The sequence below is a fragment of the Sinorhizobium sp. 22678 genome (assembly GCF_052044265.1).
Taxonomy (GTDB): domain Bacteria; phylum Pseudomonadota; class Alphaproteobacteria; order Rhizobiales; family Rhizobiaceae; genus Sinorhizobium; species Sinorhizobium meliloti_A.
Genome location: NZ_JBQEMS010000003.1, coordinates 256,137 through 269,902, shown reverse-complemented (window position 1 = coordinate 269,902; position 13,766 = coordinate 256,137). Strand labels below are relative to the sequence as shown.

The window sequence follows — 13,766 nt, the reverse complement described above, 5'->3', positions numbered from 1 at the left end:
TTTGCTTCGGCATGCCGAAAGATGCAAATCAGCCGACCGTTCTCATTACCGGCTCGAGCGGCTTTCTGGGCCAGGCGATCGCGCATCGCCTGAGGGACCGGTATCGCGTCATCGGGCTCGACCTGTCCCCGCCGAAAGGCAAGTCCGAGACCGAAGAGACGATCAAATTCGACATCACCTCCGACGAAAGCGTGAGAGAGGCGATCGAGACGGCGGGCAAGCGCAGCGGCGGGCGCCTTGCCTCCGTCATTCATCTCGCCGCCTATTACGACACCACCGGCAAGGACAATCCCAAATACGATGCCGTCAATGTCGAGGGCACGCGCCGGCTATTGGAGGCGCTGCAGGGCCTTCCCACCGAACAGTTCATCTATGCAAGCACGCTGCTGGTGCAGGCGCCCAGTCCGGCCAGGGGTGCGCGGATCAACGAGGATGATCCGCTGGACCCCGCCTGGGCCTATCCCAAATCGAAGGCCGAGACCGAGGCGGTGATTGCCAGACATCGCGGCGCAATCAGGACCGCGACCCTCCGTCTCGCTGGCGTCTATGACGAGGACTGCCGAGCCGCTTTCATCGCTCAGCAGATCGCCCGCATCTTCGAGCGGCTCCCGACCGCCTATCTGTTCAGCGGCGATCTGGATGCAGGCCAGCCCTATCTGCACAAGGACGATCTGGTCGAGGCTTTCGCGCGCACGGTCGACCGTCGCAACGACTTGCCCGATGATTGCGTGTTGCTGATCGGCGAGGAGGAAACGCTCTCCTATGGCGACTTGCAGAAGCGCATCGGCCGGCTGATCCACGGCGAGGACTGGCGCACGCTCGCTCTGCCCAAGAGCCTCGCCAAGCCGGGGGCTTGGATGCAGACCGAGGTGCTCGACCAGGACTCGGAGATCAAGCCGTGGATGGTCGAGAACTCGGACGATCATTACGAGATCGACATCTCCCGTGCCCGCAACAAGCTCGGCTGGGAGCCGAGGCACAGCCTAGCTGCGACGTTGCCGGAAATGATCCGGCGGCTGAAGCAAGACCCGACCGACTGGTACGCGAAGAACAAGCTGGAGCCCTCCGTGGTCGCCGCCTCGGATCCCGAGATCGAGCAGGCGGAGAAAAGGCTGGCGGAGCCGCTGGAGCGCAGTGACGCCGAAGTCGAAGCTGCCGTGGAAGCGCACCGGCTGCGCACGCTCTGGGCGCCGCTGGCAAATGTCGCTCTCGGCCTGTGGCTCGTCTCCTCGCCGGCGACGCTCGGCCTTTTCGATCCCGTCAGCGTGCCGCTGCCACCGGCGCTCGGCCACGAGATCGACGAACCCGCCATACGCAATGCCCGTCTCGGGACAAGCGAGATCCTGTCCGGATTGCTCGTTGCCGCATTCGCGCTTTTCGGGATGTACCGGCGCTGGTCTCATGCGCAATGGATCACGGCCGCGCTCGGCGTCTGGATCATGCTTGCCCCGCTTGTCTTCTGGACGACGAGTGCCGCGGCCTACGCCATCGATACGCTTGTCGGCATGCTGATCGTGGCCTTTGCGGTGATGATTCCGCCGACGCCCGGAATAAGGCTGCGGGCGCTCGCGGCCGACGACGACCGGCCGCTCGGCTGGAGCTATTCGCCGTCCTCCTTCACGCAGCGAATGCCGATCGTCGCGCTCGCCTTCGTCGGCCTCTTCGTCTCGCGCTATCTCGCCGCCTATCAGATGGGCCATGTCGACGGGCTGTGGGACCCGTTCTTCGGGCCTGGCGAGGCACCCGTCCGCAACGGCAGCGAGGCGGTCGTGACGTCCTGGGTTTCCAAGGGCTTTCCGATCGCCGATGCCGGCCTCGGCGCCTTCGCCTATTCGTTGGACATTCTGGCCGGCGCGATCGGTGACAGCCGGCGCTGGCGCACCATGCCCTGGATGGTGCTCCTCTTCGGCCTGCTGATCGTGCCCCTCGGCGCCGTCAGCGTCTCCTTCATCATCATCCAGCCGCCGCTTATCGGCGCACTCTGTACGCTCTGCATCATCCAGGCGGCCGTCACCGTCGTGCTCATCCCCTATTCGATAGACGAGGTGCTCGCCACCATCCAATACCTCTGGCGCGTAAGGAAGGCGGGCGAGCCGTTCTGGCGGACGTTCTGGATGGGCGGCCCGGCCATTTCGGAGGACCAGACGCCGGCGCCCGACCTCAACCGTCCGGCGACCGAGCTGTTGAAGGAATTCATCGTCGGCGGCGTCAACTTTCCCTGGACGCTGGTCGCCAGCGCATTGCTCGGGGCGGTCCTGATGACGACGCCCTTGATTTTCGGCAGCGTCCCGCCGCTCTATCACAGCGACCACGTTCTCGGCTGCGTCGTGATCCTGGTTGCCGTCACCGCCATGGCGGAGGTCGTCCGGCCGGTGCGCTTCCTGAATGTGCTGCTCGGCGCCTGCGTGGCGGCTTCGCCCTTCCTGTTTGCCGGCGGCAGCACGGTCGCGACCCTTGCCGACGTCGCGATCGGCTTGGCACTGATCGCGCTCAGCCTTCCGCGCGGGACGCGCAGCGAAGAACATTATGGCGGCTGGGACCGGGCGATCGTCTGACGGACGCGCCTCAAGACGCGGTGGTCCAATCAGCTCATCTGGGCAAGCACCATGACGAGCAGGAAGCCGGCGGCGTTGGCGATCGCCGAAGACTGCTGGAATTGATGCGACTCCGCTTCCGGCACGAGGTCGGTAATCGTCAGGTAGAACATCCCGCCCGCTCCCGTCGCGAAGAGAAAACCGGTGACCGGCTGGACCAGGCCTTTCAGCAGGAACCACCCTGCAACGGCGGACACGAAAAGGGAGAGGCCGATGACGGAGGTCCATCCGAGCGTCCGGCGCTTCGCGTTCTTCCGCTCCTCGTCGAGCGTCAATTCGCCGATGCTCATTCCTTCGCTGAAATTATCGATGCAGATGGCGAGGCCCACGACAAGCGCCACCTTCGGCTCGAAGGTGGCGCCGACGCCGATCGTCATGCCTTCGATCAGCTCTTCCGCACTCGTGCCGCCGGCGAGCACCGCGACATTGCTCCCGCGCGGCCTGCGCCTCCGGTGCAACTGATCGACCTCGGCCTTTTGGTCCGCCTCCGGCCCGGCCATTTTCCATCGGTTGACGTAGAGGTCGAGAATATAGACGAGTCCCAGCCCGAGCAGAAATCCGGCAACGGCAAGCGGAAGACCCGCAAGTTCCATGGAGGTGGGCATCATCTCGAAAGCGAAGGTGCCCATGAGGACGCCGGCCGCGAAGCCGACCGCGATCGAGAGCACGAGGCTCGACGGCCTGAGCGAGATCGCCGCCAGGCCGCCCAGGGGCGATGCGACGGCCGCCGCCGCCGCGATTCCCAGGATGATCAGGAGATCATTGCTCATCGCTGCCCGGATCCTCGGTTTTCAAGGCGAGCCTTCAGGACGTACGATCTGCTCATAGGTACATTGGCGCGGGTCCTTGTCCGGCCGCCAGCGCATGAGTTTCGTACCGTGGCGGAAGCGCCGGTTGCTGACATGGTCGAACCGGACTTCGACGACCAGTTCCGGCCGAACCGGCTGCCATTCGCCGCTGCGCTCGCTGCTCCAGCGGCTGGGCCCGCCCGGTGCCTTGCCGGTGAAGCCCGGCGGCTCCTGCAAAGCTTCGAGCTGGCGCGTCAGGGCAGGCCGCTCCTTGTCCGAGATCGTCGCGGTAAAGCCCACATGGTTCAGCAGTCCCTCGGTGTCGTAAAGGCCGAGCAGAAGCGAGCCGACCAAAGAGCTGTCGCGCTCGTAGCGGAAGCCGCCGACGACGCAGTCGGCCGTCTTCAGCCGCTTGACCTTCACCATTGCCCTTTCGCCGCATTCATACGCGCCGTCGCGCCGCTTTGCGACGACCCCGTCGGTGGCACCCGCCTGCCATGAGGTGAGCCACCTCTCGGCCTCCTTAACGTCGAGCGTGAAGGGCGAAAGCTCGAGCATCTCCGCAACCGCGTTGTCTTTGGCGAATGTTTCGAGCCGGGCACGCCGTGCTGTCAGGGACTGGCCGGTCAGGACCGTTCCGTCGGTGCCGGCCAGCATGTCGAACAGGATGAGTTTGGCCGGCGTTTCCCGCGAGAGCTTCTGCACGCGGCTTGCCGCAGGATGCAGGCGCATCTGAAGGGCGTCGAAGGAAAGGCGCCCGTCGACCTCGATCACCAGTTCGCCGTCGAGGACGAACATGTCCGGCTCCAGTCGGCGCAGCAGGGCGAGGATCTCGGGGAAGAAACGCCCGAGCGGCTTGCCGGATTTCGCCCTTATGTCGACGTCCTCGCCGGACTTGAACGCAAGGCAGCGAAAGCCGTCCCACTTCGGCTCGTACTGCCATGCGTCGCCGCCCGGAAGCCCGGTCGCGGAACGGGCTTCCATCGGCGCCGTGCTGACGGGCAGGGGAAAGCTCCCCGCCTTCTTCGCCGCGCTTGACGGAGCGGCCTTCTTCGTCGGCTTTCCATGTGCGGGCGACGCCATCGTCCACTCCGTCTAAACCGTCGGCCTATTTCAGCTTGACCGAGGGCTCTCTTCCCCAGACGCGCAACTTGCCGAGCTCCTTGAGGAAGGCGGCCGCACTCGCAGCGTCGGTGAGTTCGATCGTTCCCTCATCGAGCAGCTCCGCAATGCCGGCCCTCTCGAGAAGGGGAACGGCGGCGCCGGCATAGCCGATATATTTGCAATGGGCGAAGGCGTCGGCCACGAAATCGCGCGCGGTAGCGACGTCGATCAGATCCGCGACGGCCTCTGCGGAAGGAAGCAGGACCACCGCGTCGTAGAGTACCGACGGGCCGCCGTCGAGCATCTGGTGGGCGGCGATGCGCTTTCCGTCGGAGGCGGTAAAGCCGCCGACTTTCGGCGCGATCAGCTCGAAGACCGCCTTCTCCTTCTCGACAGCCGCTATCAGGGCGTCGAGAAGCGCGGCGTCCGCGCCGTCCGTCGCCAATATTCCGAGCTTGCGGCCCTCGAAACGCTTCGGCCCACGCTGGATGATGCTGAGGGCCGGCGAGGGGTCGAGGTCCTGGCGGGTGGCAACGGCCGCATCCGCCGGTTTCGGCATCGTCTCCAGGCCGAGGGCGTGGCCGACCTTTTTCCCCAACGTTTCATCGATATTGAGAAGATGCGCGACCATTCGTTCGCGGATCACCGGCGTCTCCACCTTGCTCAATTCGAAGGTCAGGGCATCGGCGATGTGGCGCTGCTCGGGCGGCGTCTGGCTGATAAAGAACTGACGGGCCTGGCTGTAATGGTCGGCAAAGCTCTCGGCGCGGATGCGCAGCTTCGGGCCCTGCTCCTCGGAAGGAAAATGGCGGAAGCCTTTCATGGGCGACTCGCGCGGACCCTCGCCCCAGGAATTGGGCTGGTAGTTCACGCGTCCGACCGGGTTGCGCATGGCCATGTGGCCGTCCTGCTGAAAGTGCTGGAAGGGACATTTCGGCGCGTTAATCGGAAGATGGGTGAAGTTCGGGCTGCCGAGCCGCTTCAGCTGCGTGTCGAGATAGGAGAAGTTGCGCCCCTGCAGCAACGGATCGTCGCTGAAGTCGATGCCGGGCGGCACGTTCTGCGTCATGAAGGCGACCTGCTCGGTTTCGGCGAAGAAATTCTCCGGCATGCGATCGAGTACCAGCCGGCCGATAGGCTTCGTCGGCAGCACTTCCTCCGGGATGATCTTGGTCGGATCGAGAATGTCGAAATCGAACTTGTCGGCGAAGTCCTGATCGAAAAGCTGCACATGCAGTTCCCATTCCGGGAAGTTGCCGGACTGGATGGCTTGCCACATATCGCGCCTGTGGAAATCAGGATCGGCGCCATTGATCTTCACGGCCTCGTTCCAGACGACCGACTGGAGACCGAGCTTGGGCTTCCAATGGAATTTGACGAAGGTGGACTCGTCCTTGGCATTGACGAAACGGAAGGTGTGGACGCCGAAGCCTTCCATGAACCGGAAGGAGCGTGGGATCGCCCGGTCCGACATGACCCACATGACCATGTGCATGCTTTCCGGCGTCAGGCTGATGAAGTCCCAGAAATTGTCATGCGCGGACTGCGCCTGGGGAAATTCCCGGTCCGGTTCGGGCTTTACCGAGTGTATGACGTCGGGGAACTTGATCGCGTCCTGGATGAAGAACACCGGGATGTTGTTGCCGACGAGGTCCCAATTGCCCTCCTTTGTGTAGATTTTGACCGCGAAACCGCGAACGTCGCGGGCGAGGTCGAACGAGCCCTTGCTTCCGGCGACCGTCGAGAACCGCACGAAGACAGGGGTTCGTTCGCCCGGTCGCTGGAACAGATCCGCCCGGGTGTAGGCTGCAAGCGACTCGTAGGTTTCGAAGAAGCCGTGCACGCCGTAGCCGCGGGCATGCACGACGCGCTCGGGAATGCGTTCGTGATCGAAGTGGAAGATCTTCTCGCGGAAGTGGAAATCCTCGATGAGCGTCGGGCCGCGTTCGCCGGCGCGAAGACTGTTCTGGTCGTCGGCGACGGGGCCGCCCTGAGCCGTCGTCAGGACGGGCGTGTCGCCTTCGGCGATCTGGTGAAGTTCTCCACCGTTGCCGCGTGTCGCTTTCTGGTCATGAATGGTGGCCGGTTTCGTATTGTTCGGCGCAGAGGGTTTCTTGGCCATGGCAGCACTCCTTGGTCGGGGGCGGATGGGCACGAAACCTTGGCGAGGGAGGTTGGTTCCCCTGCACGCAAAAATTACCCGGGCATCCGGCCTGCTGCTATCGCCCATTCCGAGAGGTGGAGCGGGATGCGGGCGGAAAACCGCACGCACTATCCTCATCCCGCTCCGGCAAGGTCGTAGCGAACAGGTAGAGCGTCGGCCCGCCATACGCTGCGGCGCGGACGGAAACGCCAATAGCGCTCGGCGCCGTCGAGAGGCACGCCGTCCGGAGCTTCGGACAGGAGCTCGGCCTCGCCGGTCATCTGCAGGAGGCCGCCCGTGGAGAAGTCCGGGAAAGTGAGCCCGGCGCGCGGATTGAGCGCGATGTTGCCGAGCGTGTTGAAGAAGCGGTTGCCGACGAAATCCGGGATCACCAGCCAACCGTCTTCGCCGACATGCACGAATCCGGCGTGGCCGCCGCGATGGGAGACGTCGATCTGCCGGCCGCCGGCGAGATCGGCAAAGGTTGCGACGAAGAACGTGTCCGCCTGCGCCACCAGAGCACGCGCGGCGGCGTCGAGCCCGAAGCTGGAAACGGGCGGTACCGAAGGCGGCACGGAAGGGTCGCGCACGAAACGGACCTGGCGGAGCTGGATGTATTTCGGACAGTTGCCGAAGCTCTGGTCGACGCCGAGATCGAAACCGCGGGCATGCCGCTTAAGCGTGCCGTTCAGCCGGTTGCGCCGGCGGGTGCCGAGATCGATTCCGAGCAGGGCGAGGGGAGCGCCGTCCTCCATGCCCGCCTCGGCGGGGTCCGTCGGCTCCCGCGGGAGCTCGACGGTAAGCCTTTTTTCGTCCGGCGCGTGGAGGAAGCCGGGTTCGCCCGCCCTGAGCGTCGCCCAGGCGTCGCCGCGATCGACCGAGCCCAGCACGACCATCGGCAGAAGGGGATAGAATTCCCGGTGCTGGTCGATCAGGTGGTCGCGCATGACGCGGCGTCCGATCTCGTCCATGCGCGTTTCCACACCCAGCCTCTTCTGCAGGGCGATTTCACCCTCATGCCAGGGCGAATGTGCGAGGATGGGAGCCTCCATAACGATTGTTTCCTTGGTTGCGTGAATGTTGGGCATCTCTGGGCTTGTTCGCGGCGATAACATCCGCCCCCGGCCCAAACTCCCTCATTCCTGTGTCTGTCACAGGAACCCAGCAGGCCAAGTCACCGGTCTGAAGGACTCCTCGCACCGCAGACGCGGCGCTGCTCTCATCCCTGCGACAAGCACAGGGAAGAGGGTGGTTGCAGTCCTTCGATACGCTTAAAAGCACGTGCCGTGCGAGATGGCTTCCCGCAAGCGGACGTCGTCATAACGCTCGCTAAGCCGCCAACCCCACCGGCGTCTTTGCGAACTCGACGAAGCCCGGCAATGCCTCGATGCGGGCGAGCCAGCCGCGGATCTCCGGATAGGGCTGGAGATCGACGTCGCCTTCGGGGGCGCGCGCCACGTAGCTGTAGAGCGCGACATCGGCGATCGTCGGCCGGTCGGCGGCAATCCAGCCTCTGCCTTTGAGCTCCTGCTCGATCAGCGCCAGGATCGCATGCGAACGAGGGATCACCTCTTCCGGCCGGTAGGGCGCCTTGAACACGTTGATGAGCCGCGCCTGGGCCGGGCCATGGGCGATCTGGCCGGCAGCCACCGAAAGCCAGCGCTGAACGGCAGCCGCCCCGGCGGCATCTTCCGGCAGCCAGTCCGTGCGGCCGGTCTTCTTTGCCAGATAGACGAGAATGGCGCTTGAGTCCGAGACGATCGTGCCGCCGTCGTCGAGCACCGGGACCTGACCGAAGGAATTGAGCTTCAGGAAATCCGCTTGCTTGTGCTCTCCCCTGGCGAAATCGACGACCACCAGCTCATGCTCGATATCGAGCAGCGAGAGGAACAAGCGGGCGCGGTGCGCGTGGCCGGAGAGGGGATGATGATAGAGTTTCATGTCGGCCTCGTTGAATGATGGAACGACACCAAGATGATTGTTATCCGCGGAGTTGATAAGCTCCGATAGACGCACTAGACAGTTTCACTTGATGAAATAATCGAGGAGCATTCGATGGATCGCTGGCAGGCGATGCGGACCTTCGTGGAGGTGGTGGAAAGCGGCGGCTTCGCGGCGGCCGCCAAGGTGCTGCATATGAGCCCGCCATCGGTCACCCGGGCGGTGGCGAAGCTGGAGGACCTGATCGGGACACGGCTTCTGGTGCGTACCACGCGCTCGCTGAAACTGACTGCGGCGGGCGAAGGTTACGTGGCCGATTGCCGGCGTATCCTCGGGGAGATCGCAGAGGCGGAAGCCAATGCGGCGGGCAGCTTCACCGCACCTGCAGGGTTGCTCACGGTAACGGCGCCCGCGCTCTTCGGGCGCATCCACGTGCTCCCCGTCATCCTCGACTTCCTCGATCACTATCCGGCAATGCAGGTCAAGACCGTCTTCGTCGACCGCGTGACCAATCTGGTCGACGAGGGCCTGGATGTGGCGATCCGCATTGCCTCGCTCCCGCCCTCCGGGCTCGTTGCGCGCCGGATCGGCTCGGTCCGGCAAGTGCTTTGCGGCTCGCCGGATTATTTCACCCGCTTCGGCGAGCCGGGCAGCCCGCGGGAGCTTGCCCGTCATCGCATCATCGGGTGAGAGGGCCTCTTCGGCCACTCGGAATGGCTCTTCGGACGCGACAACAGCATCCGCGTTCCGATCAGCCCTCGTCTCATCTGCAACACCAATGACGCTGTCCTCTCCGCCGCTTTGGCGGGCTGGGGATTGTCGCGGTTTCAGTCCTACCAGGTGGCACCCGACGTGAGAGCCGGCAGGCTCAAGGTCGTCCTTGCCGACCACGAGCGCGAGCCGGTGCCGATCCACATCGTGCATGCGGAAGGCCGCATGGTCTCTGCAAGGGTGCGCGCCTTCGTGGACTTCGCCGCCGGGCGTTTTCGTCGCCACGCGGGTCTTGGCACCGAGCTTTGAAGACCTCTACCGGTCGTCGCCGCGCACCCGCAGCAGCACGCGTTCGAGCGCATCCGTCAGCGCCCGGTGGCCGCCGCCGCGGTCGAAGTCCGTCAAAACCTGCTCGTTCAATCCGCCGGCGGTCGAAAATTCGCGGGCGAGTTCTTCGAGCGGCGTCCCCTCGTCCCTGACCGCCCTCTGGGAGAGACTGGCGAAGAGCGGCGCGATATAGGCGCGTGCCTTGTCGCGGTCGAGACCCTTTTCGGCGAACCAGCCGGTCGTCCGGTCGAGAATGCCGAGATAGGTCGCCATCAGAGCGCTTCCGACGGCAAGCAGGTCATATTCCTCCTTGGTCTCGCATTCGACCGCCGTTCCGAGTGCCGCAAAGATCGCGGCAACGGCGCGGTTCGGTGGATAGATCGCCGTCACGCCCTCGCGCTCGGCGACGAAGGGCAGGGGGATTGCCTGGGTGAGCTCCACCTCCTCGCTGATCCAGCCGAGAAGCGTGGAACGATCGGTAGCGGCAATGACGCTGACGACCTTCTGACCCTTGCGGAATTTGAGCTTGGGGATCACGTCCTCGGCGATTTGAGGACGGACGGCGAGGAACAGCACGTCGGCCGCGTCCACCGTTTCCTGATTGTCCTTGGCGATCCGCACGAGCGGGAAGCGGCCGGCAAGCCGGGCAGCAATTTCCCGGTTGCGCGGGGAGACGAGGATCCCGGCGGCGTCGAGCCCGGAACCGACGATGCCCGTCACCATCGCTTCGGTGATGGCGCCGGTGCCGATGAAGCCAATACGCATCGCTGTTCACTCCCTTGATTCGTACCGGCGACATTAGAACGATTCCGGGAAATTGCGTCACTAACGCAGCCGTTTTCCCTCTCCGTCGAACACCAGAACCGAAACCGGATCGAAGCGGGCCGTCAGGCGGTCACCGGCCTTGAGTCCGCGGCCGTTCTTCGTTTCGACCACGATGAGCTCGCCGTTGCCGTGGCGGGCATAGGCGAAGGTCTCTCCGCCGAGATGTTCCAGCATGTCGATCGTGAGGGCTAGCCCTGCAGGACCGTCTTCATTGAAATGCTCGGGCCGGATGCCGATCGTCACCGCAGTTCCCGCCGCCGCCTGCAGGGTGACGGGGATCTTCGCGTCTCCATGATCCGGCAGGCGCGCATAGGCTCGGTCCTGGTCGATTTCGATCACGCCCTTCAGGAAATTCATCTTCGGCGACCCGATGAAGCCGGCGACGAAGAGGTTGGCCGGGTCGTCATAGAGATCGAGGGGCGAGCCCACCTGTTCGACCACGCCGGCGCGCATGACGACGATCTTGTCGGCGAGCGTCATGGCCTCGACCTGATCATGCGTCACGTAGACGATGGTGGTGGCGAGCTGCTTGTGCAGCCGTGCGATCTCGATGCGCATATGCACGCGCAGCTCCGCATCGAGGTTGGAAAGCGGCTCGTCGAACAGGAAGATCTTCGGATGGCGGACGATCGCCCGGCCGATCGCCACGCGCTGGCGCTGGCCGCCCGAAAGCTGCTTCGGTTTGCGGTCGAGCAGCGCCCCGAGTTCCAGGATATGGGCGGCCTCGTTCACCCTCTTCTCGATCTCGGCCCTGGGGACACCGGCGAAGCGGAGCGCAAAACCCATATTCTCGCGCACCGTCATATGCGGATAAAGCGCATAGGACTGGAACACCATGGCGATCCCGCGCTTGGACGGATCGACATCGTTCATTCGGCTATCGTCGATCGTCAGGTCGCCGGAGGTGATCTCCTCAAGCCCGGCGATCATCCGGAGCAGCGTGGACTTGCCGCAGCCGGAAGGTCCGACGAAAACGACGAACTCGCCGGATTTTATGTCGAGATCGACACCCTTGATGACCTCGAGGCCACCATAGGATTTACGGACATCGCTGAGTTGGAGTTGGCTCATGCGCTCGCCGCTCCTTCCGCCAGGGCGACGAGCTCGAGCTTCGCCGCGCCGAGCCGCGTCGAAGCGACCGAGACGACGACGGCGCCGGCGGGGCCCGTGGACTCCAGCCAGAAACCGGCGGAACCGCCCTGAAGGACGAGGCGGGCCGGTCCGACCAGCCGCGCCGGACCATGAACCTCGACGTCGACTGCATCGTTCAGGAAGGGCAGGACGTTGCCGGCCTGGTCGAGCGCGCGCAGGATGACGCGAACGCTGTCGCGGCCCTCCGCACGCAGCGTCTTGCTATCCGCCTCGACGTGAAGCGTCGTAGGCACGGGATCGGCGGCCATGCGGAGATCGGCGACCGGCTTGCCGGCGACGAAGCCGGTAAATTCCGCGCTTTCCCACTTCATGCCCCAGACTCCGAGCTCGTCCTTGGTGAAGTGGCGGTGGTCGATGACGACCGGCGGATGCGGCAGGTGCGGGAAATTCTCGCGATCCGGGCCGACGCGCTTGGAAAGCGAGCCGTATTTCAATTCGACCTCGTCGCAATTCGTCAGCACGATCAAGGGCAGCACGCCGCCGATATTGCGCTCGCCGCGCGCCCAGAAGGTCACCGGCTTCATCACGACTTCCTCGGAGGGATCGCACTGGCTGGCATAGACATAAGCCGCGAATTTCGGTTCGCGGAACATGTCCATGACGCCGTGATAGCAGATCCGGTCCCCGGAGCCGAAATCCTTGTGGGTGTTGTAGTCGAACATGCACCAGCCGATCGCACCGGAAATGCCGGGATCGCCATAAGCCGCATTCAGCACTTCCAGATGCCGGCGAACATGTTCGGCCTGGCGCTGCTCCTGGTCATAGATCTTCGTCGGATACATGTGCCCGCCGAATTCGGTGATGAGATAGGGCACCTTGCGGGCAAGCCCGGTGCACTCCTGTTGCGGGCGAAGCGCCGTGCGCGGCCGGTTCGAGCCGGGCAGCTCCTCGTTGCCGAGGATGAAGTCGTTCATCGTGTAGACGTCTTCCAGAAATTCGCTGTCGGTAATGTATCGCACGCCGCCCGTCTGCCGTGTCGGGTCGAGCTCGCGGGCGAGGCGATTGGTCTCGGCATAGAAGTCGTGCGAATCCTGTGACTCGTTGATGCGCACACCCCAGATGACGATCGACGGATGGTTCCAGTCGCGCTCGATCATGCGCCGGACATTGCGGATCGCCTCCTGTTTCCATTCCTCCCCGCCGATGTGCTGCCAGCCGGGAATTTCCTCGAAGACGAGGAGCCCGATGCGGTCGCAATGGTCGAGGAACCATTTCGACTGCGGGTAATGCGAGGTGCGCACGAGATTGCAGTGAAGCCTGTGCTTCATGATCTCGGCGTCGCGCTCCTGGGCGGTGCGCCCCATGGCGTAGCCGACATAGGGGAAGGCCTGATGACGGTTCAGCCCCCGGATCTTCAGCGGGCGGCCGTTGAGCCGGAAGCCTGCGGTCGTAAACTCCGCCATGCGAAAACCGAAATGCGAGGCCAGGCGGTCGGAGCCCTGGCGGGTCCGGAGCTCGGCTTCGATCTCGTACAGCACCGGATCGTCGATGTCCCAGAGCGATAGGCCTTTCAGGCCATCCATCTCAAGGGTGAGGCTCTCGCCGGCGGTTTCGCCGGCGACCTCGGCCAGCACTTCGCCCGCCGCATTCTTGAGGAGCGCCGAGACCGTACCCGAGAAGGGCAACCCTTGCGGATTGGAAAGGTCGCACCGGACGGAAACGGCCTTGTGGTCGGAGAGCACGTCGCGGGTTTCGATCTTGATATTGGCGATCGAAACCGGATCGGTGACCTTCAGCCAGACGTCGCGATAGATGCCGGCATAGGTCAGATAGTCGATCCGGCCGCCGAAAGGCGGGATCTCCGGATTCTCGCTGCCGTCGATCTTCACCGTGATGAGATTGTCGCCTTCCAGGAGCCTGTCCGTCAGGCGTGCCTCGAAAGGCGTGTAGCCGTCCTTATGCGCCAAGATCTCTTCGCCGTTGAGATAGACGACCGCATCGGCCATTGCCGCGTCGAAGACGAGCGAGACCTCCCGGCCGGAGAAGTCCGGGCGCCAGGCAAGCACCTTCTGGTAGGTGAAGGCGCGCTGGTAGCATGTCTCGTCGAAATAGTTGAACGGCAGTTCGACGGCGTTGTGCGGCAGGCTGATCGGCTGACCCGCCCGGAGCGTTCCGGCGTCGGCGGCGTCGAAGCCTTCGGAGAAGATCCACGAATTATTGAAGGAAGTAACAGAGCGCATC

9 protein-coding genes and 1 pseudogene are annotated in these 13,766 nt (G+C 64.2%); 2 read left to right on the top strand and 8 right to left on the bottom strand.

Going from position 1 to position 13,766, the window contains the following annotated elements; translation table 11 throughout:
- Positions 1-11: 11 nt before the first annotated feature.
- The gene (locus tag ACTJKL_RS06800) at positions 12-2,555 is read left to right on the top strand and encodes an NAD-dependent epimerase/dehydratase family protein (protein WP_440852514.1); all 2,544 of its coding nucleotides are present in this window, start codon (positions 12-14) and stop codon (positions 2,553-2,555) included.
- Positions 2,556-2,584: 29 nt separating this feature from the next.
- Here ACTJKL_RS06800 and ACTJKL_RS06795 read toward each other — a convergent pair whose 3' ends face one another.
- The 5 genes from ACTJKL_RS06795 to ACTJKL_RS06775 form a co-directional block, all read right to left on the bottom strand.
- Complete coding sequence (locus ACTJKL_RS06795) at positions 2,585-3,364, bottom strand: ZIP family metal transporter (protein WP_338282155.1); 780 nt, start codon at positions 3,362-3,364, stop codon at positions 2,585-2,587.
- Between the two features lie 21 nt (positions 3,365-3,385).
- Entirely contained in the window at positions 3,386-4,465 is a 1,080-nt protein-coding gene (locus ACTJKL_RS06790) for an ATP-dependent DNA ligase (RefSeq protein ID WP_411933158.1), read from the bottom strand.
- Between the two features lie 25 nt (positions 4,466-4,490).
- Positions 4,491-6,608, bottom strand: a complete 2,118-nt coding sequence (gene katE, locus ACTJKL_RS06785) for a catalase (RefSeq protein ID WP_440852513.1) — start codon at positions 6,606-6,608, stop codon at positions 4,491-4,493.
- A gap of 155 nt (positions 6,609-6,763) precedes the next feature.
- Positions 6,764-7,717: a flavin-nucleotide-binding protein gene (locus ACTJKL_RS06780; RefSeq protein ID WP_440852512.1), complete on the bottom strand. Its 954-nt coding sequence runs from the start codon at positions 7,715-7,717 to the stop codon at positions 6,764-6,766.
- Positions 7,718-7,958: 241 nt separating this feature from the next.
- Entirely contained in the window at positions 7,959-8,570 is a 612-nt protein-coding gene (locus ACTJKL_RS06775) for a glutathione S-transferase family protein (protein WP_411923046.1), read from the bottom strand.
- Between the two features lie 114 nt (positions 8,571-8,684).
- On the opposite strand from ACTJKL_RS06775, the pseudogene ACTJKL_RS06770 reads away from it, so the two are divergent.
- Positions 8,685-9,590: pseudogene (locus tag ACTJKL_RS06770) on the top strand (LysR family transcriptional regulator).
- 6 nt (positions 9,591-9,596) lie between these two features.
- Here ACTJKL_RS06770 and ACTJKL_RS06765 read toward each other — a convergent pair.
- The 3 genes from ACTJKL_RS06765 to ACTJKL_RS06755 are packed head-to-tail and all read right to left on the bottom strand — an operon-like array spanning position 9,597 to position 13,765.
- Positions 9,597-10,373 carry a pyrroline-5-carboxylate reductase gene (locus ACTJKL_RS06765; protein WP_440852511.1) on the bottom strand — a complete coding sequence of 259 codons (777 nt, stop codon included), beginning with the start codon at positions 10,371-10,373 and terminating at the stop codon, positions 9,597-9,599.
- A 60-nt stretch (positions 10,374-10,433) separates the two neighbouring features.
- Entirely contained in the window at positions 10,434-11,504 is a 1,071-nt protein-coding gene (locus tag ACTJKL_RS06760; protein WP_100671064.1) for an ABC transporter ATP-binding protein, read from the bottom strand.
- A complete protein-coding gene (locus ACTJKL_RS06755; protein WP_440852510.1) occupies positions 11,501-13,765 on the bottom strand; it encodes a glycoside hydrolase family 2 protein in 2,265 nt (754 codons plus the stop codon). The genes ACTJKL_RS06760 and ACTJKL_RS06755 overlap by 4 nt, the downstream gene beginning before the upstream one ends.
- Between the last annotated feature and the right edge of the window lies 1 nt (position 13,766).